The sequence below is a fragment of the Acinetobacter sp. Z1 genome (assembly GCF_024296945.1).
Classification (GTDB): domain Bacteria; phylum Pseudomonadota; class Gammaproteobacteria; order Pseudomonadales; family Moraxellaceae; genus Acinetobacter; species Acinetobacter beijerinckii.
Map to the genome: position 1 here is coordinate 739,899 of NZ_CP101115.1, position 21,540 is coordinate 761,438.

The 21,540-nt window shown below is 38.3% G+C and carries 18 protein-coding genes and 6 tRNA genes; 16 read left to right on the top strand and 8 right to left on the bottom strand.

The features are described 5' to 3' along the window. Nucleotides 1–2 precede the first annotated feature (2 nt). On the top strand, nt 3–458 hold the full coding sequence (locus tag NGC85_RS03525; protein WP_254804858.1) for a hypothetical protein: 456 nt from the start codon (nt 3–5) through the stop codon (nt 456–458). Nucleotides 459–506: 48 nt separating this feature from the next. On the opposite strand, the gene dapE is transcribed toward NGC85_RS03525, so the two are convergent. The 3 genes from dapE to NGC85_RS03540 form a co-directional block, all read right to left on the bottom strand. After that, complete coding sequence (dapE, locus tag NGC85_RS03530) at nt 507–1,640, bottom strand: succinyl-diaminopimelate desuccinylase (protein WP_254804859.1); 1,134 nt, start codon at nt 1,638–1,640, stop codon at nt 507–509. Nucleotides 1,641–1,764: 124 nt separating this feature from the next. Then, a complete protein-coding gene (locus NGC85_RS03535; protein ID WP_165569309.1) occupies nt 1,765–1,908 on the bottom strand; it encodes an entericidin A/B family lipoprotein in 144 nt (47 codons plus the stop codon). A gap of 118 nt (nt 1,909–2,026) precedes the next feature. After that, on the bottom strand, nt 2,027–2,887 hold the full coding sequence (locus NGC85_RS03540; RefSeq protein WP_254804860.1) for a DUF1853 family protein: 861 nt from the start codon (nt 2,885–2,887) through the stop codon (nt 2,027–2,029). Nucleotides 2,888–2,987: 100 nt separating this feature from the next. Here NGC85_RS03540 and NGC85_RS03545 point away from each other — a divergent pair, with 100 nt between their 5' ends. The 9 genes from NGC85_RS03545 (at nt 2,988) to NGC85_RS03585 (ending at nt 5,583) form a co-directional block, all read left to right on the top strand. After that, a complete protein-coding gene (locus tag NGC85_RS03545) occupies nt 2,988–3,371 on the top strand; it encodes a YbaN family protein (protein ID WP_254804861.1) in 384 nt (127 codons plus the stop codon). 216 nt (nt 3,372–3,587) lie between these two features. Further along, the gene (gene elsL, locus NGC85_RS03550) at nt 3,588–4,109 is read left to right on the top strand and encodes a cell wall-recycling L,D-carboxypeptidase ElsL (protein ID WP_254804862.1); all 522 of its coding nucleotides are present in this window, start codon (nt 3,588–3,590) and stop codon (nt 4,107–4,109) included. Nucleotides 4,110–4,260: 151 nt separating this feature from the next. Then, nucleotides 4,261–4,336, top strand: a tRNA-Val gene (locus NGC85_RS03555). A 23-nt stretch (nt 4,337–4,359) separates the two neighbouring features. Next, nucleotides 4,360–4,436, top strand: a tRNA-Asp gene (locus NGC85_RS03560). 44 nt (nt 4,437–4,480) lie between these two features. Beyond that, nucleotides 4,481–4,557, top strand: a tRNA-Asp gene (locus NGC85_RS03565). 99 nt (nt 4,558–4,656) lie between these two features. Further along, nucleotides 4,657–4,732, top strand: a tRNA-Val gene (locus tag NGC85_RS03570). 36 nt (nt 4,733–4,768) lie between these two features. Continuing rightward, nucleotides 4,769–4,845 (top strand) — tRNA-Asp (locus NGC85_RS03575). A 101-nt stretch (nt 4,846–4,946) separates the two neighbouring features. Further along, nucleotides 4,947–5,022: transfer RNA gene (locus NGC85_RS03580), tRNA-Val, on the top strand. A 90-nt stretch (nt 5,023–5,112) separates the two neighbouring features. After that, nucleotides 5,113–5,583 carry a DUF2750 domain-containing protein gene (locus tag NGC85_RS03585; protein WP_005055838.1) on the top strand — a complete coding sequence of 157 codons (471 nt, stop codon included), beginning with the start codon at nt 5,113–5,115 and terminating at the stop codon, nt 5,581–5,583. A gap of 30 nt (nt 5,584–5,613) precedes the next feature. Here NGC85_RS03585 and NGC85_RS03590 read toward each other — a convergent pair whose 3' ends face one another. The 4 genes from NGC85_RS03590 to yccS form a co-directional block, all read right to left on the bottom strand. Then, nucleotides 5,614–6,399: a YdcF family protein gene (locus NGC85_RS03590; RefSeq protein ID WP_254804863.1), complete on the bottom strand. Its 786-nt coding sequence runs from the start codon at nt 6,397–6,399 to the stop codon at nt 5,614–5,616. Nucleotides 6,400–6,524: 125 nt separating this feature from the next. Then, nucleotides 6,525–9,062 carry a sulfite reductase flavoprotein subunit alpha gene (locus NGC85_RS03595; RefSeq protein WP_254804864.1) on the bottom strand — a complete coding sequence of 846 codons (2,538 nt, stop codon included), beginning with the start codon at nt 9,060–9,062 and terminating at the stop codon, nt 6,525–6,527. A 158-nt stretch (nt 9,063–9,220) separates the two neighbouring features. Further along, on the bottom strand, nt 9,221–9,805 hold the full coding sequence (locus NGC85_RS03600) for a hypothetical protein (RefSeq protein WP_254805542.1): 585 nt from the start codon (nt 9,803–9,805) through the stop codon (nt 9,221–9,223). Between the two features lie 163 nt (nt 9,806–9,968). Next, complete coding sequence (yccS, locus tag NGC85_RS03605; RefSeq protein WP_254804865.1) at nt 9,969–12,143, bottom strand: YccS family putative transporter; 2,175 nt, start codon at nt 12,141–12,143, stop codon at nt 9,969–9,971. Between the two features lie 143 nt (nt 12,144–12,286). Here yccS and NGC85_RS03610 point away from each other — a divergent pair, with 143 nt between their 5' ends. Further along, nucleotides 12,287–13,504, top strand: a complete 1,218-nt coding sequence (locus tag NGC85_RS03610) for a multidrug effflux MFS transporter (protein ID WP_254804866.1) — start codon at nt 12,287–12,289, stop codon at nt 13,502–13,504. A 27-nt stretch (nt 13,505–13,531) separates the two neighbouring features. Here the strand turns inward: NGC85_RS03610 and NGC85_RS03615 are convergent, their stop codons facing one another. Then, the gene (locus tag NGC85_RS03615; RefSeq protein WP_254804867.1) at nt 13,532–14,236 is read right to left on the bottom strand and encodes a nitroreductase; all 705 of its coding nucleotides are present in this window, start codon (nt 14,234–14,236) and stop codon (nt 13,532–13,534) included. A 418-nt stretch (nt 14,237–14,654) separates the two neighbouring features. Here NGC85_RS03615 and NGC85_RS03620 point away from each other — a divergent pair, with 418 nt between their 5' ends. The 5 genes from NGC85_RS03620 (at nt 14,655) to sbmA (ending at nt 21,526) form a co-directional block, all read left to right on the top strand. Then, nucleotides 14,655–15,995, top strand: coding sequence for a DcaP family trimeric outer membrane transporter (locus tag NGC85_RS03620; RefSeq protein ID WP_254804868.1), 1,341 nt, complete (start codon nt 14,655–14,657; stop codon nt 15,993–15,995). Nucleotides 15,996–16,179: 184 nt separating this feature from the next. After that, a complete protein-coding gene (gene gltS, locus NGC85_RS03625; protein WP_005061651.1) occupies nt 16,180–17,415 on the top strand; it encodes a sodium/glutamate symporter in 1,236 nt (411 codons plus the stop codon). A 98-nt stretch (nt 17,416–17,513) separates the two neighbouring features. Beyond that, entirely contained in the window at nt 17,514–18,992 is a 1,479-nt protein-coding gene (locus NGC85_RS03630; protein ID WP_254804869.1) for a sodium:alanine symporter family protein, read from the top strand. 127 nt (nt 18,993–19,119) lie between these two features. Further along, complete coding sequence (locus NGC85_RS03635) at nt 19,120–20,100, top strand: patatin-like phospholipase family protein (RefSeq protein WP_254805543.1); 981 nt, start codon at nt 19,120–19,122, stop codon at nt 20,098–20,100. Nucleotides 20,101–20,326: 226 nt separating this feature from the next. Beyond that, on the top strand, nt 20,327–21,526 hold the full coding sequence (gene sbmA / locus NGC85_RS03640; protein WP_254804870.1) for a peptide antibiotic transporter SbmA: 1,200 nt from the start codon (nt 20,327–20,329) through the stop codon (nt 21,524–21,526). The last annotated feature ends 14 nt before the right edge of the window (nt 21,527–21,540 follow it).

The following is a 21,540-nucleotide window of genomic DNA, read 5'->3' on the forward strand; positions in this document are numbered from 1 at the left end:
GAATGGCTAAGCAAGGCGCAAACCCAACATTGGGACAAATTAATCAGCAAGAGTTACAGCACTTAATTACGGTATCTACTGGATTTATCGATGCCTATATTATTCAATGTCATCAGAAAGTTCCGATGTTATTACCACAAAATATTGTGTTATCTGCAATGGATACTGCAACCAACGTTGACCATATTGAATGGCATGATTTAAAACTTCCAGTTTTTGCTGTGAATGATCCTAATCATAAAGAAGGTGTGGCTTTGGTGATTGAAGGAGATGATGTCTCTGAACGTTTTGCATTGGTTTGCAATGAAATGCCTGAATCAATTCGTGTACGTATTTCTGAGATTGTTGATGATGAAATAGATGTTGATGATAACAAGGTATTTAAATATGTAAAAATGGGGGAGCAGCAGTTTTATGTTCCTCACTTGCAAAATATTCAAACCCAACTTGGGTTGTAAATAAAAAAAGGAGCTTTCAAAAGCTCCTTTTTATTTTAAATCAAATCATTATGCTAAAAGTTGTTCGAGGATTTGCTCATATATTTCAGCCAATGGCTCTAAATCAGCAACATTGACATGCTCATTGATTTGATGAATGGTTGCATTTAACACACCGAGTTCAAGCACTTGAGCACCTGTAGGAGCAATAAATCGACCATCCGATGTACCACCACTTGTCGATAATTCAGTATCAACTCCAGTGACATTTTTAATAGCATTGCGTGCTGCATTTACAAGCTCACCAACAGGGGTGAGGAATGGTAAACCAGATAAGGTCCAATTAATCGTATATGTTAAACCGTGTTTATCCAAAATTTCTAAAACGCGCTGTTTAAGAATTTCAGCCGTCACTTCAGTCGAATAACGGAAGTTAAAGGTCACATCTAATGTGCCTGGGACAACATTTGTTGCTCCTGTTCCAGCATGTATATTTGAGATTTGAAATGAAGTAGCAGGAAAATACTCATTACCATTGTCCCAAACCATTTCACATAACTCAGTGATCGCTTTAGAGGCTAAATGAATAGGATTTTGAGCTAAGTGAGGATAGGCAACATGACCCTGTTTACCTTGTACAGTTAAGACACCATTCAGAGAACCACGACGACCATTTTTTACAATATCACCAAGTGTAGTAGTACTTGATGGTTCACCCACCAAACACCATTTCATTTTTTCGTTACGCGCTTCTAAAGTTTCAACAACTTTCACTGTTCCGTTGATTGATGGACCTTCTTCGTCAGAGGTTATCAGAAACGCAATAGAGCCTTTATGGTTTGGGTGTTTAGTTACAAAGCGTTCAGAAGCAACAACCATAGCGGCTAAAGCTGTTTTCATATCCGCAGCGCCACGACCGTATAACTTTTCATCACGAATACTGGGAATAAATGGATCGGAATTCCAAGCATCCAGTTGACCGGTTGGAACAACATCGGTATGCCCAGCAAAACAGAACACAGGACTTTCTGTACCACGACGAGCCCACAAATTGTCGACATCATCAAAACGCATATTTTCGATATTGAAACCAATTTTTGCTAAGCGCTCAGCCATGATATTTTGACAATCATGATCTACAGGTGTAACTGAGGGTTGGCGAAGAAGTTGTAAGCTAAGTTCTAAAGTATCGGAATGGTTCATGCGAAATGTGGCTAAATCTGGTGAGTTATAAGCCGATATGATAGGGGAATCTTAAGAAGAAAGGTATGTCAAAATAAACCTTATCTAAGAATAGATAAGGTTTAGTGCAGTTTGTTCGGTTAAATTACATTTTATCTTGAGTTTTTTCAGCAGTTTGACTCACTTTGTCACCAGCTTTAGAAACATCTTGCCCAAAGCCTTTAAACGTATTACAGCCAGTTAAAACAAAAGCAGTCATGATTGAAGCAACTAAGATTTTTTTCATCATCTTCTCCGTTTAAATGTAATTATGATGTTCATCAAGGCTAAAAAAAAACGCATAAAATGAACATGATGGTTTGTTGGTAGATGTGTTATAAAATGTTACTTTATAAAAAATGATTTGATTAAGTAGCACTTAATAAAATAGCTGGGTTGCGAAACATATAAAATAGCGGCTCACTTTTTCCTGAATAATAAAGACCATTTGTCCACCATTTTGCTGTTTCAGAAGAGGGTTGATTGTTTTGACATAACCATTCTTGCCGCTGTAAACGATAAAATGATGTACTTGGGATTTTTGTTCCCCAATAACCCAAACGACGTTCGGTATTTATCCAATCAGGCAATGCTGGATTATTCTGCTCAAACGGGATAAATAATTGACCTTTTATCACAGCTATTTTTCGTTGAATTGTATGTTCTAAAGCTTGTGAAAACTGAAATTGACGATCGGTAAAATGTCGTAATTTCCTTTGTAACGTATCTTGCCGATTGAGACCAAACCATTGATCTAAATAGAGTAGATCTTCCCCAAGATAAAATTTTAACGCAACTTCCCAATGTTCAATTTCATTTGATATTGTATTGAGTACCACAAAATCAAGCTCACCCAAGGTAGTAGCACCATTAATTTTTTGGATGCTATGTCCTAAAAGTTGATAAGGGTGATAAGCGTTATCTAATAACCAAAACCACAATAAATTTTCAAAACGTAATCCTAAACGGGTGCTTTTCAAACGTGAGAGAAAATCAATTAAAACATGCGGTGCTTGATCAAGTTCATGTAAACGTATTTCGTATGAATCATAGTAATTTCGCCATTCATGATTATGATGTAATTCAAAGTCATTTTTTATATTTAGTTCTGTTGGAATGCTGATCAAAATATTTGGACTGGCGATACAAAACGCCAGTTGCCGAACAATTGGCGTCTTAAATTGAGTCCATGGTTCAAAATATTTTTTTTGAGAAATCGCTTTAATCATTAGTTAACCCAATTGTGGAAATAAGCGCGCTAAGTTTAAGAAAGCAGCGAAAAAACAATTTATACTAGCACGCTTGGATTAGCTTATTGGTTATGGCTCAATGAAAACTTTGTTCTGGCGAGGTCTAGTGGTAATTTTTATTACGCTCGGCATTATTGGTGCAATATTGCCAGGTATGCCAACAACGGTTTTCTTGATTTTAGCTGCTTGGGCTGCATCGAAAGGGTGGCCAAAAATGGATGCTTGGTTACTGAGTCATCCTAAATATGGTGCTACATTAAGAAATTGGCGAGAAAATGGAACAGTGCCGCGTAAAGCAAAATGGATCGCCAGTATTATGATGCTGCTTAGCGGTATTTTAATGTTATTTACCAATGCACCCTTTTTAGTAAAAGTATTTACAGATTTAACAATGTTAATCGTAGCAATTTGGTTGTGGATGCGACCAGAGTCGAAAGTTGAGCTAGAACTCAATCAAAAGTAGGTTGCTCAGCTAAACATCTTATGGTCTATCATCAGGCTAATAGAAGTATCGGTTAAGCAATCAAACAGTTTTGACTGATTTATAAGATATTCATATTTAATTGAGTATTTGCTTATTGGTTTTAAAACTTGTTGTAAATTAAAACTACTGAAAAATACAAGAAAATGATTGCTGACTATGTTGAAATAATCATGTTTTATTCATCTTGAGATCACAATGTCCTATATGCTTGATCAGGCAGATATTCTTATTGACCTAGCACAACAAACGTTGCATTTGCCTAAACACAATAAATTTTATGTGATTTCATCGGGTAAAAATGGCATAGGGGAGCAAGAAAACAGTGGCAAGACGCCTAGAGGTTGGCATCAAGTTGCACAAAAAATAGGTTTAGACGCTCAAGAAAATTCGGTATTCATTGCTAGACAAGCAACAGGTGAAATATACGATCAACAACTTGCACAGCAATTTCCCGAACGGGATTGGATTTTATCTCGAATCTTATGGTTAGATGGATTAGAAGTTGGATTTAACAAAGGGGAAGGTTGCGATACTTTTAGACGTTATATCTATATACATGGTACCCCTGATACCGAACCGATGGGAATACCGATGTCGCATGGGTGTATTCGTATGAGAAATAAAGATGTGATTGAAATTTTTCAACTGATTTCAGAACAAGCTTTGGTTTATATTTCAGAGCAAGCATTGGAAAATGAGCCGTTAAATTTTCAATAAGTGCCTAAATAAAATACGGAAATCTTTATTTTTTAACGGAATCACCTATTTTTTAATCATTCACACTGTTTTTTCTAAAAAGAATCGGAAAAGCGTTTGACAGGCTGTAAAGATTCTCTATAATGCACCTCACAAACGATGAAGACGTTAAGGGCGCTTAGCTCAGTTGGTAGAGCGTCTGCCTTACAAGCAGAATGTCGGCGGTTCGATCCCGTCAGCGCCCACCAAGCCTTTACGTTAAAACTCAAGTGCAGCGGTAGTTCAGTTGGTTAGAATATCGGCCTGTCACGCCGAGGGTCGCGGGTTCGAGCCCCGTCCGCTGCGCCACTTAAGTTTTAATATCGTTTTACCCATAATTGCAAAATTATAGTGCAGCGGTAGTTCAGTTGGTTAGAATATCGGCCTGTCACGCCGAGGGTCGCGGGTTCGAGCCCCGTCCGCTGCGCCACTTTAAATTTGCATGCTTGGTTAGAGTTGAATAGATTGATTTTTTCTTTTTATTCAAACAAACTTAAAAAGCAAAACTTTAAGTTTGTTACCTCGCTCAGGGCGCTTAGCTCAGTTGGTAGAGCGTCTGCCTTACAAGCAGAATGTCGGCGGTTCGATCCCGTCAGCGCCCACCATATTTGTGACATTTACTTCGTTGGAAGTAATGCAGTGCAGCGGTAGTTCAGTTGGTTAGAATATCGGCCTGTCACGCCGAGGGTCGCGGGTTCGAGCCCCGTCCGCTGCGCCATTCTCTTGATTCCCTGTTCAAGAGGGTGACAATGTAAGACATTACGCACTCCGTTTGTCTTGCGTCATAAAAATTGATATTCAATCAATTTTTATTCCTCAGGGCGCTTAGCTCAGTTGGTAGAGCGTCTGCCTTACAAGCAGAATGTCGGCGGTTCGATCCCGTCAGCGCCCACCATATTCTCTCTATTAAAATCAAATCATTGTACTTTAACGTAAAATATTTTAATATTGGCATTAATAATGATTCTAATATTGAAGTAATTTTATGAAAAACCCTTATCAACGCAAGGCTGCGTCGAAATCAAAAACAACAACATCCAGTTCATTACCGAAAGATGCTTATCGTCAGTTTATCCAAAATATTATTATTCAACGTCAAGTTATTGCTTTGTATCATGATGGTTGGGCTTTGTGTTCAACGCCATCTGGTCAACATGCTTTATCAATTTGGCAACATAAAGGACTAGCAAAATTATTGATCAAAGATAATTGGGCTAAATATGAGATCCAAGAAGTATCTTTGTCAGCACTGATTGAAAAGCTGATTCCATTTTTAAAAGAAAATAATACGATGTTATCACTGGATTTAACACCAGAAGGAAATAACCTTTTGGTGTCACCAGATACATTGTTATTGGATATTAAAAACTTTCTATATCAAATTTATTTGCAGCGTCCAGACGTGTTTGCAGAATTAAAATTACCTATGCCACGTGATATTCGACTGCATAAATAAGTTTGAATCGCAATTGAGGTTATTCGCTCATCAATATTCATTCAGTAACCAACCACTCACATAGGCAAAATATTCTCTTAGCCATGCATTGTAGCGTGTTGATAGCGGAGTGGTTGAGCCAAGCATGGTAAAGTTGCTATAACCTTGTTTTTTGGCAATTGCAGCAGCACGAGGGGTATGAAAATCACTGGTGACAATAATAATCGGCTGTTGAATAGTGATGTTATGTGCTTTTAGTAAAGGTTGGCTATTAATAAGATTCAATTCTGTGCTAGTGCTTTTATCTTCTAACAGAATTTGTGATGCGGGAATATGATAGTTTTTTTGTAGATAGCGGGACATAACCAATGCTTCACTATCGACTTCTCCAAAATCGACGCCACCTGATACAATTAATTTTGCATTAGGCTGAGATCGTGCTACTGGTGCTGCGCGATCTAATCGCTTTGCTAGCGTAACAGACGGTTCTCCATTTTCTACACCACTGCCTAAAACGATGATGGCTTCAGCAGTTGGAACTTTTTGATTGATTGGATTGCTTTTTGAAAGGTGATTAAAAAAATAGCCTAAGCTGATCAACCAAACCCAAAAACATAGCCACCCAAAACGCCAAATTGAATGTAAGCGGAAATGGTAAAAGAAGAATCGTTCAATATAATAGTAATAGAACGAATAAAAACAAAGAAATAATCCCAATACGAGAGGGATAACGGTTCCAATATGAATCTTTTTAAAGGCGATTAAGATCGCACCATCGAAGAGTAAAACTAAGCCAATAAGGGCTATAAAAATGCGTATCCATGAGCTTAATTGCATAATCTTAATCGTAGTCGATTTGAGTCGTGCTAAGTGTATGCAAAATTCGTAGAAAGGCAAATTTGAGTGCATTAAAATAAAAAAGACGAGTGAAAATCACTCGTCTTTCTGCGCATTAAAATTACTTAATATACATCGCGACGATAGCGTCCTGATTGGCGGAGTTCATCTACTTTCTCTTCGCTAAGTATGTCATTTAAAGCTTGGTCTACACCTGAAGCCATACCTTCAATACTACCGCATACATAGATCACTGCACCTTGATATATCCAGTGTTTGAGTTCCTCGGCATTTTCTCGAAGAATATCTTGAACATAAATACGTTGTTCTTGATCTCTAGAAAAAGCAAGATCGAGACGTTGCAGCGTTCCCATATTTTTCCAAGCATTAATTGTTTCTTGATAAAAGAAATCATGCTCACGTTGACGTTCACCGAATATGAGCCAATTTGCTGTGTAATTTTGTCGATTACGCTGCTGTAATAAGCTCATCAGACCAGCAATACCTGTACCGTTACCAATACAAATAATTGGGCGATTGTCATCTATTAAATGGAAAGATTCATTGGTGCGAATACGTAATGAGATTTCCTGTTTCAGTTGAGCAAACTCAGTTAACCAGCCAGAACCAAGACCAAGTTGATTATTTGCATCACGCTTTTGACGCACTACTAATCTTAATCTTTGTTGTGCAGGAATACTGGCAATCGAGTATTCTCGTGTAGCTAAGATTGGTAGTTGTGCTAATAGCTCTTCAAGTGTTTTAAAGCTTTGAATATCCGTGCGTAAGTTTTTATCCCACAAGACTTGTTCAATTTCAAGATTGAGCGACTCAACTACTGCATGTGCTGGAATTTGATATTTAACCAAAAATTCCTGAATTTCAATCAAGCTATTTGCAGGTTGTATTTCGGCAATATCTCCCGCATGCCAAGTCATATCATGTGGTGCTGTTAATTCAATGTTAAAAGCAGGATCACCAACACTGTTTGGATTAAGTACATAGCGTTCGCTTAACATCCATTCGTCAAAGACTTTTTCAATATTCATGGCATGAAGTTCATGCTTGGTGATGACTGATAGTGCTTGATTCCAACGCTGAATATCATTGATATTGGCGTTATCGACTTCAATCAGATCAAACAAAGCTTGCGCTTTAGATTGCTTAAGCCATACATCAATTGCGTGACCGAAACTGCAATAGCTATTCGGATATTCTTTTGAACCTAGGGCTAAAACAGCATACTGCATTTGACTTAAATCAAATGTTTGTCGCATCACTTTTTTAGTAAAACTTGAAGCAAGATCTGGCGCATCACCTGTTCCATAGGTACTTACCACAAATAAGACTTGCTCGGCTTGCTGAAGATCTTGTGGCGTAAGCTGTTGAATAGGCTTAACCGTTGTTGGCTGTTTAGCTTCTTGTAGGCTTGTTGCTGTTCGCCAAGCAAGTTGCTCTGCTACACCCGTTTGAGATGCATAAGTAATCAACCAAGATTTAGCATTGGGATCAATTTGTTGTGTCGTCACAGATTGACGAGCTGCTAGAGTCTGTTTTTTCTGCTTACGTCGTTTGAGATAAAGCATCCAACCCGTTACAAAAAATAATGGCATGACAAGGGAAGCAAGCAATGCTATAAATTGATAGGTTGAACCAAAAAAACTGCCACGATGAACAGGCAACATGCTGCTCATAATTTTTTCATTGAGTTTTTTGTCTTCATAAAGCTCTAATTTTTCAAATTTTTTCTTTTCATAGTTATAAACAGCTTGATTGCGAGCGCGTTCATGTTGCGGCGTTGGATCAACAAAAGATACTTCAACTTTTGCATCATCTTTTTTAGGAATATTTAGTGTTAGACTAGAATATTGATGACCAATTTGGGCGTTTACACCAGTCCATGTTTGGGTAAGGATGGTATTGACTTGCTGAGGAGATAAAGCAGGCTCTTTCTTTTTATTATGTTCGTTATTTTGTTGATTGCGTTGAGGTTGTTCTACCCCCATCACTTTAAACATGCCAGCACGCCACCAGTCATAAGACCAATATAAGCCAGTACACGCAAATAAAAGATAAAAAACGATCACCCACGTTCCCACAACTGCGTGTAAGTCCCAAATAAAATTACGACCTTTTAGTTTGGGTTTAATGAATAACCATTGTTTAACAGTATGCTTTTTAGGAAAACGCAGATAAATACCGCTAAGTACAAAGAAAATTAACATCAAGGTCGATGCACCAGTAATTTGTGCACCAAATTCGCCGACGGTTAAATTGCGATGTAATCGTTGAACAAACTGAAAAAATTCGCGTCCTTTGACTTCAGGCAACACTTCAGCAGTATATGGATTCACCATCATATTATAACCACGCCGAGCGCCTTCTTTTTTGATATTAACTGTCGAAGATGCAGTAGGGCTGGCTTCAATCGTCACACTATTGATAACAATTTCTGGTTGCTGTTGATTAAAATGTTGATAAAGCTGAGCAGGAGTTAATTTAGGCGTTGTTGCAGCTTGTACAACATAACTGTCCTGATTGATCCATTTGAGAATTTGCTGATCATAAGAGTAAATTGCCCCTGTTATTCCCATCAAAGAGAGAATCAAACCTGCAGTGATTCCTAAGAACCAGTGAATTTGGAAAAAAACTTTTTTTAGCATGGTCAAATCATGAAAAGATAATGAAATTCATGTAAAAAATTATAACTCAAGATTAAGAATATAATATGGATTTTCTAGGTAATATTGATTTTGATTCTCATTTATTTTTAAGGGTGTAAAAAAACCTTTCATTGTGAAAGGTTTTTAGATTTTAAAAATTAAACTTGCTTAGCAGGACCAACGATTTCAGTTAAATGCTTGCGAACAGTATTAAATGGAAAGTTTCTAGAGTCCATGCGCTTTGGCAAAATATAAGCGCCTTGTTGCTCATCACCCTTTGGTGTTTTCACTTTGAAGTTAACCAAAATAAAGTCAGGGGAGTTGTACCACTCGTAAATGTCTTTCCAACCGACAGTCATAATGCCATCTTGCATGCCTACTTTTTGACGCATTACGATCCCATGTTGCTGTACACCTAAGCGCAAGCCCTTGGTTTCTTGAACAGGGAACTCATTCATTTTACGTTTTACATACCACTCAAGCCCAAATCTTTTGGTCAAGTAAAACAGAGCGACACCAATGATTACCACCCAACAAATTATAGTTGAGTAAGTTGAATAATATTTGATAAGTCCTGCTGCAACTAAAGAGAGCACAACCAGTGCAATCATAATCATCCATGCTTTGCGGCTGAATTTGTTGGTACTACGCCAAATCATCAGTTGAGCTTGACGTTGTTCAACTTCAGAGACTTCATAGGGAACAGGTTGTAGCGTGTAAGCGTATAGTGTTTTGGCGGTCATAATAATGTAAAAAATGAGTTTTAGAACTGGGTTAAGTTTAACACCTATTGGCATGCAAAGATATTATGCCAATGGTGAATGATGAAGGTCGATTGCGATTCCACAATGCTGATGTACTGATAACATCTATACAGTACAAAGCACTCTAACATCTCAAAAAACGTTATAAAGATGCAAACTCAGTGCCATCTTCATTTGGCTCGTGACTTAAACTTTGTTTTAACATACTTAAGCGTGTTAACACACTGAGCATAAGTGACAATTGCTGTAAAATGATGAGTGATTTCTCATCGGTTTCTTCATCACGATTCAAATGTTCACGTATGGTTTGCATCATATTTTGTGCTGATAAATCAGGAACTTCATCTCTTAAAAGTGCGCCTTGAATATCATCTAAAGCTTGATCAAGTAAAGCCAATATTTCTTGATCTTGAATTTGTGCACGATGAGCACCTAAAGCCGCGATATAACTTAAAAAAGTGTGACTCAAACATAAAAACTCGAAAGCTAAAGTTTTCTGATTAATATCAATATTCGGTTCAGTCGCAATGGTTGAAATGAGGGAAGCGACTTCAGCATCTGTATTATGTGCTGCTCGTCTCACCACACGATAGTTTAAATCATGATTTCGACCATGATGATATTGTTCAACAACTTCTGCTAAGTATTTACACTGCGCTTGCAAAGAACGTTGAATCGAGCGAGGTAACCTGCGAAATTTCCAATCTGGCCAAATAAAACTGACCCCAAACCAAGCTAAAGCGCAGCCAATCACTGTGTCAATGAAGCGGGGCAAGCCCGCTGCAAAAGCAGATCCATCCAAGTTAAAATTGATTAGTGCCAAAATGGTAATGAACGCAGTTGCTTGTGCATATTGTTTACTGCGAAGTTCTAAGAATAAGACGCCACTCAGTACCAACATGACTAATTGTCCTTCCATTGAAGGGATAAAATAAATAATGGCGAGTCCAACAATAATCCCGACCAAGGTTCCGATAATTCGTAAATATAAACGTCGCTTGGTCGCATTAAAGTTCGGTTGGCAAACAAAGAGAGCAGTTAATAAAATCCAATAACCATAGGCAATATTGGTCAGTTGAATAAATAAGTAGCCTATAAATAGCACAATCGATAATCGTACAGCGTGGCGAAATAACACCGACTCAGGGGTCAAGTGTTGTTTAACACGTACGATAATGTCACTCCACCCTTTTAGATCATCATCCTTAAGTTGTTTTTCTGCGCTTTGTGCATTGATTTGTTGAAGATTACGTTCAGTTTCTAAGTTCTGCAACTGTGCATCAATTGATTTTAAGTTCTGATAAAGTGCAAATAAGGCATTGATGCGTACTTGATCATAAAATCCATCTTTTCTTAATTTTTCTAGGGAAAGTCTTAAATTTTCAAAGCTATGTTTAAAGCGTTTGTTATGCTCATAACGAGTGCGAGTTAAAATAGATTGCGCTAAGTCTTGGCACGCTTTGCCTTGAATCGATAAGATGCGTTGAAAGCGAAAAAGAATATCGCTGTGCTGAAACACTTTTGCTAGTTTCTGATAATCAATATGCGCTGAGTCTGCACGCTCATGAATGTCTTGAGCGACAAAATAATACTGCAAACTTCTTCGCGTGTCTTTTTGTCCTCGGTCACCTTTGAGACGCGTTAAAAGCGACATTCGCATCTCATTAAAGATCGCAACTAACTTACCGTTTTCAAGTGCGATATCAATCATGCTTTGCTGGTAGCTTGATGGTGTCATATCAACATCAAATAAATTTGATTTTGCAAACAAAAAGCTACCCAATGCTGAATAAGATGCTGAGAGCTGATCTTGGACTTTTCGAACAGGGAAAAGTAAAAAACTAATGGTGGATAATAAACCGTACCAAGCTGCCCCAAGTACTAAAAGCGCAGGTTGTAAATACCATTGCTCAAATAGATGCACACCAAGCATGGTATAAACTGAAATGACTAAGCAACCATAGGCAATCGTCGCATAACGACGACCTAAAGAACCTAGTAAAATCCAGCCGATACATGAGGCAATTAAGCCGATTGCAAAAGCAATCGGGTAAGGGAATAAAAGATGAACCGATGCCGCAGTGATGAAGAATCCGATATAGGTATAGATCAAATTCATAATGCGTACGGAAAAGCGATCATCAATATCACTAATCGCCGCAGCAACAACGCCTAAGGTCAGTGGAATGGTAGCAAGCTGATAATTCAAAAAGTAAGGAACAAAAGCTGTCCCTGTAAAAGCAATTAACATCCGCACGTTATACATAAACGTGGTGTTATACGTGATCTGTTTTAAACGTCCGAACCAAGGATTCAAAATGTGTCCTTTTTAGTTTTATCCAATCATTTTTAAGCGCGCTGATCGCACTGATCATGCGTAAGCGGATTCTCATTATTATGCACAAAATAAAGCAGAGATGTTAAGCTTACACCACTAATAAACTTGAAAAGTGCAGTATTATGAAGGTGCAGCAATCTAATTCACGTCAATATTCAACAGCTTGGATTATGTTACTTGCGCTTTTAACTGCTTTAGGTCCTTTATCCATAGATATGTATTTACCCGCTTTGCCGCAAATGGCAGATGAGTTCGGGGTAAGTACACAAATGATTTCGAATACACTTCCTGCATATTTTCTCGGACTGGCAATTGGTCAACTTATTTATGGTCCCGTGAGTGATCGAATTGGTCGAAAACCGCCGTTATATTTTGGCTTAACACTCTATGTGATTGCGAGTTTGGCATGTGTGTTTACAACAAATGAATGGACGTTGATTGTTGCACGTATTTTTCAGGCATTGGGTGGATGTGTTGGTGTTGTGATTGCACGGGCCGCAATACGCGATCGTTTAGATATGCAAGGCTCTGCACAAGCATTTTCAAGCATGATGATTGTGATGGGACTTGCGCCGATTTTGGCTCCGATGTTTGGCGCATGGATTTTAAACTTTTTTGTATGGCAAGCCATCTTTGTGAGTTTGGCGGTAGTCGGTGTCATTTGTTGGCTATGTGTTCATTTTTTCTTTAAAGAATCATTACCTGTAGAGCGCCGCTTAAAGTTATCGACTTATCAAGTAACAACGCTATATGCAGCGATTTTAAAAGATGAAAGCTTTAGAGTGCCTATGTTTGCTGGTTGCTTAACTGGTGCTGCACTCTTCTGTTATATCAGTTCTGCATCGGCTGTATTTATGGGGCAATATGGACTTTCTCAACAACAATTTTCGTATGCCTTTGCCTTAAATGCAGCGGGTATTATGTTGATGTCATCTTTAAATAAACATTTAAACACGCGAATGGACATTTTCCCAAGATTGCGCTTGGGTGGTTCAATTCAATGTTTTGGTGCTGTGATTGTGGTGTGTGCAGGGGCAATGGCTGATGCACCACTATGGTTTCTCATGTCTGGTTTATTTCTTGTAGTTTCGGGAATTGGTTTGACTGGTCCTAATGCAATGGCATTGGCGATGTCTAAACAAGGTGCAAGGGCAGGTACAGCCAGCGCCATTATGGGCAGTATGCAATTCGCTTGCGGATTACTCGGTGGTGTAATTTTGAATTTCTTGATTTGGAAAGCATCATTTAATATGGGCTTAATGATGTTAATGTTTACCAGTGCAGGGCTATATGCAATTTTGAAAGTTGGTCGTCAGCTAAACAACAGTATCTCTGCTTAGAGATACTGTCTACTTCTTGAATCCTTATTACTCTACAAAAACAGTGAAATTCTCTACAGGTTCGCGTGGGGTAATGAAGGTGTTCACAATATGATCTGGATCGGCATAACCAAGTGCAATCGTACAAACTAAATCTTCATCATCAGGTGCACCCAACACATCTAAAACGATCGGATGAAAATGATTCCAAGCTGCTTGAGGGCAAGTATCTAATCCTCGAGCTTTAGCCGCGATCATCACGTTTTGAAGCATCATGGAAATATCCATTTTTGCACCAATTCCCATGATTTTATTTACAGTAAAGTAAAGTGCTACAGGTGCATCGAATAATTGAAAGTTACGCAGTTGTTGCGCAGCCATTTTCTCTTTTTCGCCCTTTTGAATTTGCAATAATCCATAAAGTCCCCAGCCATTTTCACGACGACGGTCTATAAAGGGCGAGATCCAAGTCTCAGGATAATAAGCAAAAGTTTCTTTATATTGCTCAGAAAGCTCAGGTTTTTGATAAAGTTCCAATTGTGCGGCGCAAACGCGATCGATCATTTCTGTGCGTTTTTTCCCTGTGATGACATAGACTTTCCATGGTTGGGTATTTGTGCCAGAAGGTGCACGACTGGATACTGACAAAATATCTTTAATGGTTTGGGTGTCTACAGGAGTGTTTAAAAATGCACGTACAGAATGACGAGAGGTAATTGCGTCATCAACATAACGGACTTGATCCATATTCATAAAACTTCCTAACCGTTTCCAATTTTTCTCATGTGATGAGACTATAAAGGAATAAATTGCTTTTGCAGATGATTTTTTAGTCTTAGTGTCTGAATTTAATGTTTTTCATATATTCTTTTGAATTATTACCAAATTAAACCGATTCATTATTTTATGGTAATTATGGGAAAAAGAAATCTAATAGTAACGTAATGAAAATAAACTATTATTTAGCCAAAGTGTTAAAGCCTAAAACCTCATTCAAATAAAAAATACACACAATCTGCTAAATTTATGCATAATACGCCCTTTTTAAAATTGATTAGACTTTCCTTGCTGAAGCAGCGAGGGGGAATTTTCTATTCATAAGCGTATTAAATTTACCCAATTTTATGCTTTTGGAAAATGTTGAAATATACACCAAACCAAGGAGCTTCTCATGAGTTTAACTCTCATCCGTAAGCCATTCATTGTTAAAGGATTAGCATTAAGCATTGCAATCTTCATGATGAATAGTGCTCAGGCTGCTACTGAACAAGAACAAATTCAGCAACTTCGTGACGAAGTAAAAGAATTAAGAGCTTTACTTGAACAATACGTTCCGCAATCAAAACAAAAAAATCAAGTTTTACCAACAGTGGATACCCAAGCAACCATTGTGGCGAATACATCAAATACTCAACCAGTTCAAAAAGAGAGTCCTCAAAAATCATCTTTGGGTTTTCACTCCGCATCTGGTGCTCAAGTTCAATTGTATGGTTTTTTACGTGGTGATGCTTCTTACCAAGCTAAAGGTGGGAATGGCATCTTTAACCGTATCAATAGCGTTGATCTTGAAGCTAACGAAAAAAACAGCGATCGCTTTTACAGCACAGCGACAGTCACTCGTTTAGGTCTAGATTTCAAAGCACCTATTGAGGGAGCCAATGTCGGTGGTAAATTAGAAGTTGATTTCCGTGGCGGCGCGAGCAACGATACGATCCGCATTCGTCATGCTTATATGACGTTTAATGATTGGTTATTTGGTCAAACAACATCGACATTCTTGGCAACAGATGTACAGCCAGAAATGCTTGATTTTAATTCACCACTTGGCATTGGGACTTACCGAACACCAATGGTGCGTTATAGTGGGAAAATCAATTCTGATACCAGTTATGCGGTCGCTTTAGAAAAGGGCAATGATGACAATCGAGCTCCTGCGCTTACGTCTAAACTGAAATACGACTTCGCTGATGGCAATGCTACAACTTCGGTACGTACTTTACTCACTGAAGCACGTAGCAAAGTCGCGTTTGATAGCAACAACCAGCAAACCAGTGCGAATGATGCAGATTGGGGATGGGGCGTAGCGATTGGTGCAAAATATAAATTCACAGATAGTTTACAGGCGATGATTGATTATTCGCATGTGAAAGGTGATAGTAAATTTTTACTGTATACCAACAATGCTTTTAATGTGAATCAAAATAATTTTGGTTTAAATTTGAATGAGTTTGATGCCTTGACATTAGGCACAACTTACCAAATTACCCCGAAAATGCGTAGTACCTTAGCTTATGGCGCAATGTTTGCAAATGATAATAATGACTTTGCTAAACAAGCTTTTGCAGATGCAACGCAAAATAAAACCTTACAACAAGGTTGGTGGAACATTATGTATTCACCAGTAACACCCATTACGTTTGGTTTAGAGTATATCTATGGTGAACGTAAAACCTTTAATGGTCAAAAAGGTAAGGATAACCGTGTAGGGGCTATGGCTCGCTACAACTTCTAACCTATCCTGTAGGCGTAATTATCCATGGAAACCAACCACTTTAAATGGATTTGAGTTCTTACAAAGAACTGTATTATTTTTATAAAGTCGGTTGTGTTTCTACTCAATTTGAGAGTTACTATTTTATTAGTTAAGTGGTGATCATGATTCATCGAAAAGACTAATAAAATAAACGGAAGAAGATATGGAATTTACTTTTAATGGTTTTTACACCCTAATTTCAGCGGTCATCGTTTTATTATTAGGGCGTATGCTTGTCAATAAAATTGACTTCTTAAGACGTTATAACATCCCAGAGCCAGTTGCAGGCGGTTTAGTTGCCGCTGTGTTGTCATTATTTGTTCACTCATTCTTTGGCTATAGTATTGTTTTTAGTAGTGAATTGCAGACAAGTTTTATGCTGATCTTTTTCGCTTCGATTGGTTTAAGTGCCAATTTTATGAAGCTAAAAGAGGGTGGTATTGGGCTGGTTATTTTCTTAATTTGTGTCGCCTCATTCATTATTGTACAAGATGCAGTTGGTATGAGTCTTGCCACGTTATTGGGTATAGATCCATTAATTGGTTTGATTGCTGGTTCTGTTACTTTAACGGGTGGTCATGGTACTGCGGGTGCATGGGGAGAAATTTTTGAAACTCAACATGGTATTCAAGGTGCTTTAGCTTTAGGTATGGCAAGTGCAACCTTTGGTTTGATTATCGGTGGGATTATCGGTGGTCCACTGGCTAAATTGCTGATCAATCGTTATAGCTTGGCACAGGCAAAAACATCTTCTGAAATCCAAAATCGTGATACGCATTTAGATAAACATCCAGATGAGCTTGCGCCGTTTGAAAATCCACACCAAGTCCGTTTAATTACCGCAGACAATGCAATTACTACTTTAGGTATGTTTGCTGCTTGTTTGGCATTTGCTGAATTTATGACAGGTTATAGCAAGGGTACTTGGTTTGAATTGCCTACGTTCGTATGGGCACTCGGTGGTGGTGTTATTCTAAGAAATATTTTAGAAAGCGTTTTAAAAGTTGATATCTTTGATCGTGCAATTGACGTATTTGGTAATGCATCATTGTCACTTTACTTGGCTATGGCTTTACTTTCTCTAAAACTATGGCAGTTGGCTGATTTAGCTGGCCCGCTTGTTGTTATTTTAGGTGCTCAAACCATTACCATGGCATTGTATGCTGCGTTTGTAACGTTCCGTGTGATGGGTAAAAACTACGATGCTGCGGTATTAGCTGCAGGTCATTGTGGTTTTGGTATGGGGGCAACGCCAACCGCAGTTGCAAACATGCAAGCCATTACTAATATGTATGGACCTTCGCATAAAGCATTCTTAATCGTTCCGCTTTGTGGTGCATTCTTCGTCGATTTAATCAACGCAACCGTCATTCAAGTGATTTTGAAATTCTTTGTCTAAATCGGATCAAAAGCCCCCACAAGGGGCTTTTTTGATTCATACCTTGTTATCGTATATGTCCTTAAATAGGTCATCAATTTGTTAAAAGCGAATAAGTGATGAATGAACAATTAAGTGCCACGCTGATGTCGTGGGTGCAATTTTTAAATGATCCGCTTTGGAATTTCTTAGTCATTTTATTGGTTGCAGTTGGGGTGTTCTACACCATTGCAACGGGTGCTGTTCAACTCCGTCTATTTATCCAAAGTATTCGGGTGATGAAAGGTAGTCGTAAAGAAGCTCAAGATGATCATGGGATTACACCATTTCAGGCATTTGTTACAGGACTTGCAAGTCGCGTCGGTGTAGGTAATGTCGCGGGTGTAGCGATTGCAATTGCGATTGGTGGACCTGGTGCCGTTTTCTGGATGTGGGTCACAGCATTTTTAGGGATGAGTTCAGCTTTTGTTGAATCATCACTTGCACAGCTTTTTAAAGTGAGAGATCACCAAAATAAACAATTTCGAGGTGGTCCTGCTTACTACATTACACAAGGTTTAAAGCAAAAGTGGTTGGGGATTTTCTTTGCTTTGTCACTTATTTTGGCTTATGGTTTTGTATTTAATGCAGTCCAAGCAAATGCGATTATTGGTGCAACCTCACATGCTTGGGGATGGGATAAAGCCAATCTAATTCTTGGTCTCGGTGGTTTGGATTTAGAAGTTTCTTGGGTCGGTATTGTATTAGTTATCATGACTGGCTTGATTATTTTTGGCGGTATCAAACGTATTGCTAAAGTTGCTGAACGTATCGTGCCTTTTATGGCATTGCTTTATATTATGGTTGCTTTATACATTGCGATCATTAATTTCCCAATGTTACCAGAGATTTTTAAACTCATTTTTAGCAAAGCATTTGAGTTTGAAGCAGCTGCAGGTGGTTTCTTCGGTGCAATGATTTCAATGGCTATGATGATGGGGATTAAGCGCGGCTTGTTCTCAAACGAAGCAGGTATGGGTTCTGCGCCGAATGCCGCTGCTGCATCGGATGTTAAACATCCAGTGAACCAAGGTTTGGTACAAATGTTAGGTGTTTTTGTGGACACTTTTGTCGTGTGTTCATGTACAGCGATCATTATTATGGTTTCAGGTTTGTACCATGAAGCAGGATTTGAAGGCGTAACCTTAACGCAAAAAGCTTTAGAAAGTCAGATTGGTAGTTGGGGTGGTGGCTTCCTTGCTATTATTTTATTCCTATTCGCTTTTACCTCGATTATTGGTAACTATGCTTACGCAGAAAGTAACGTTCAGTTTATTAATAACAATCCTAAAATCATGTTTGGTTTCCGTGTATTGGTTTTGGCAATGGTTTATTTTGGTGCGATTACCAGCGTGCCATTAGTTTGGTCAATGGCAGATTTGTCGATGGGTTTAATGGCGACGATTAACTTAATTGCGATATTGCTATTAACACCAATTGCTCTCATTTTATTGAAAGACTATACCGCTCAGCTTAAAAAAGGCATTAAAGAACCTGAGTTCAAAATTGATAATCATCCAACTTTAAAGAAAAAAGTTGATTCTGATATTTGGTCATAAGCTCAGGCCCCTTTCGAGGGGCTTTTTATTTTTGCATCATTAAAACAAAAAAACTGATACAGCATTACTGCTCAACTCAAGCTAATATTCACATCAGAAAATTGGGTGAATTTGGCAAAACTGAATGATGAAACAGCTTAAATTATTTACGCTTAGTCTATCGATTATGGTGTTGGCAGGATGTCAAACGACATCACATCTGAAACCTGCTATTGAAGATGCTCAAGTACAGCAAGCCCTAAATAAGCCTTTTAGCTTGATCAAACAGAAACAAAAAAGACCCGTGGTCGCTTTAGTTTTAGGCAGTGGTGGCGCGCGTGGTTATGCACATATTGGTGTGATTGAAGTGTTAGAGCAACAAGGCATTCGCCCCGATTTTATTGTCGGAACCAGTGCGGGAAGTATTGTCGGTTCGATTTATGCCAGTGGAAAAAGTGCAGCAGAATTAAGAGACATTGCACTTAAACTAAAAGCCAATGACGTACGTGACGTCAGTGTAAGTCTGAAAGGCTTTTTTGATGGTAAAAAAGTTGAAGACTATATCAATCAGCAAGTCCATAACACGCCATTACAAAAACTTAAAATCCCAATGTACGTGGTTGCAACTGAGTTAAAAGCAGGTTCTAAAACTGTCTTTAATTATGGTAATACTGGGCAAGCAGTACGTGCATCTACATCGATACCAAGTATGTTTGTACCTACCAAGATCCGTGATGTTGAATATGTTGATGGTGGTTTGGTTAGCCCTGTACCTGTCGATGTTGCACGTGATTTAGGCGCAGATATTGTGATTGCAGTGGATATTTTGGCTCAACCGATTCATACCGAAACCACGAATGTATGGGGCTTGTTCAATCAAAATATCAATATCATGCAAGGGCGATTGGCTGAAGAAGAGTTGAAAGATGCAGATGTCGTGATCCAACCTGATCTACGTGAGAAAGCACATATCTTTGATGTGAAAGGACGTGAGATGACCATGCAAGCAGGGATTGATGCAGCACAAGCCAAACTTTCAGACATTGAATTGGCAATTGAAACCAAAAAAAATGCTAAGCAGCGTGATCAACAAAATTTGGCTTTGAAAGCGGGTACACCCAATCCTTAATCATGCTTAAAGTGAAAGGTGGTGCAGTCAAATCATCCAATTTGTTTGGCTGAAAATTTTATTTATTCAAACAAATTGTAAAAGCTGTACAAAATACTATGAAAAAAATGAGAAAACAGGTAAATAACTACAAATCATTAAACTTTTTTATCAGACACATTTAAGTTTGAAGTTATAGGATGACGCTCTAACGTCAATAGCAACACTACAAGGATTGTTAAACGCGATGTTTAAATCTTTTTTTCCTAACCCACGTTTGTTTTTTATTTCAGTCATCGTGTGGTTAGCACTCAATATGCTGCTTTGGTATACCGGTGGACATGGCTGGGGTGAATATTTGGGTTTTCCTAAAGGATATGCTGAAACTGAATTACCTATAGGAGTGAGCCGTTTCTGGTCGCCAGCATTTATTTGGTTTTATATTTGGTTCTTTGTTGCTACAGCTTTATTTGCAGGTTTTTGGCGGTTTTTGTCAGATAACAAATGGCAGAGATGGTCAATTTGGGGTTCAGCCTTTATTTTATTTAATATTTGGTTTGGCGTTCAGGTCAGCGTTGCAATTAATGCGTGGTATGGTCCATTTTGGGACATGATCCAAAAAATGCTCAGTGATGGTGGCGGTGATATTAATGATCTTTATAAAGGCACATTAACATTCCTCTATATCGCGATGGTGGCAGTGACCTTTGCCGTCGTGAATGCTTTCTTTACTAGCCATTATGTATTTCGTTGGCGTACAGCAATGAATGAATACTACACTGCCAATTGGGATAAACTGCGTCACGTTGAGGGTGCATCACAGCGTATACAAGAAGATACCATGCGCTTTGCCACGATCATGGAAGATCTAGGTGTAGAGCTTATAAAATCAGTGATGGTTTTAATTGCATTCTTACCGTTACTATTTAAGATTTCAGAAAAAGTACCTGTACTACCAATCGTCGGTGAAATTGAACACTCACTTGTTTGGGCTGCAATTGTTTGGGCAGTTGTGGGAACAGTTGTTTTAATGATCGTAGGTCAAAAACTTCCGGGCTTGCAATTCAATAACCAAAAAGTTGAAGCCGCTTATCGTAAAGAGCTGGTCTATGGTGAAGATCATGAGGATCGAGCTGACCCATTGACACTTAAAGAGTTATTTAGCCGAGTTCGTTATAACTATTTCAAACTCTATTTTCATTATGCTTATTTTAATTTAGTCGCTATTTGGTACAAGCAACTCGATATTTTGTATAGCCTCGTCGTATTATTCCCTGCAATTTCTGCAGGTAAAATGACGTTGGGTTTGATTAACCAAATTAGTAATATTTTTGATAAAGTTCGTGAATCATTTCAATATCTGATCAGTTCATGGAAAACTATTATTGAGCTGTTATCTATTCATAAGCGTCTAAAAGCTTTTGAATCGATTCTTGATAAAGACTAAATCTTGCAAAGAAA

Bases quoted from the DNA above. Each gene is read 5' to 3' on its own strand.
- NGC85_RS03535 (WP_165569309.1), bottom strand. From the start codon at position 1,908: ATGATGAAAAAAATCTTAGTTGCTTCAATCATGACTGCTTTTGTTTTA.
- NGC85_RS03615 (WP_254804867.1), bottom strand. From the start codon at position 14,236: ATGAATATGGATCAAGTCCGTTATGTTGATGACGCAATTACCTCTCGT.
- NGC85_RS03635 (WP_254805543.1), top strand. From the start codon at position 19,120: ATGAAACAGCTTAAATTATTTACGCTTAGTCTATCGATTATGGTGTTG.
- sbmA (WP_254804870.1), top strand. From the start codon at position 20,327: ATGTTTAAATCTTTTTTTCCTAACCCACGTTTGTTTTTTATTTCAGTC.
- elsL (WP_254804862.1), top strand. From the start codon at position 3,588: ATGTCCTATATGCTTGATCAGGCAGATATTCTTATTGACCTAGCACAA.
- NGC85_RS03540 (WP_254804860.1), bottom strand. From the start codon at position 2,887: ATGATTAAAGCGATTTCTCAAAAAAAATATTTTGAACCATGGACTCAA.
- NGC85_RS03630 (WP_254804869.1), top strand. From the start codon at position 17,514: ATGAATGAACAATTAAGTGCCACGCTGATGTCGTGGGTGCAATTTTTA.
- NGC85_RS03595 (WP_254804864.1), bottom strand. From the start codon at position 9,062: ATGCTAAAAAAAGTTTTTTTCCAAATTCACTGGTTCTTAGGAATCACT.
- NGC85_RS03545 (WP_254804861.1), top strand. From the start codon at position 2,988: ATGAAAACTTTGTTCTGGCGAGGTCTAGTGGTAATTTTTATTACGCTC.
- NGC85_RS03585 (WP_005055838.1), top strand. From the start codon at position 5,113: ATGAAAAACCCTTATCAACGCAAGGCTGCGTCGAAATCAAAAACAACA.
- NGC85_RS03620 (WP_254804868.1), top strand. From the start codon at position 14,655: ATGAGTTTAACTCTCATCCGTAAGCCATTCATTGTTAAAGGATTAGCA.
- NGC85_RS03610 (WP_254804866.1), top strand. From the start codon at position 12,287: ATGAAGGTGCAGCAATCTAATTCACGTCAATATTCAACAGCTTGGATT.
- dapE (WP_254804859.1), bottom strand. From the start codon at position 1,640: ATGAACCATTCCGATACTTTAGAACTTAGCTTACAACTTCTTCGCCAA.
- gltS (WP_005061651.1), top strand. From the start codon at position 16,180: ATGGAATTTACTTTTAATGGTTTTTACACCCTAATTTCAGCGGTCATC.
- NGC85_RS03525 (WP_254804858.1), top strand. From the start codon at position 3: ATGGCTAAGCAAGGCGCAAACCCAACATTGGGACAAATTAATCAGCAA.
- NGC85_RS03600 (WP_254805542.1), bottom strand. From the start codon at position 9,805: ATGACCGCCAAAACACTATACGCTTACACGCTACAACCTGTTCCCTAT.
- NGC85_RS03590 (WP_254804863.1), bottom strand. From the start codon at position 6,399: ATGCAATTAAGCTCATGGATACGCATTTTTATAGCCCTTATTGGCTTA.